The organism is Burkholderia sp. PU8-34, from assembly GCF_053427725.1.
The window spans coordinates 1-206 of record NZ_JBSAXC010000112.1; the positions used below are offsets into that span (position 1 = coordinate 1).

General features: G+C 59.2%; 1 protein-coding gene. It reads left to right on the plus strand.

From position 1 onward, the window contains the following. Nucleotides 1–206, plus strand: a 206-nt coding sequence (locus tag ACV22Z_RS35965) for a hypothetical protein (RefSeq protein ID WP_448080973.1), incomplete at both ends; no start/stop codon positions are given.

The following is a 206-nucleotide window of genomic DNA, read 5'->3' on the forward strand; positions in this document are numbered from 1 at the left end:
GACGAATATCGGGCGCTGATGACGAACGGCGCGAACTACGCGAAAGCATTCGGCTTGATGCCCGGAATCGCACTGACAGCCGCGCAAATGGACGTGCTGACGAGCGATATCGTGTGGCTGGTCAATCAGACCGTCACGTTGCCGGACGGCAGTACGACGCAAGTGCTGGCGCCGGTCGTCTACATGGCGCAAACGCATGCAAAAGA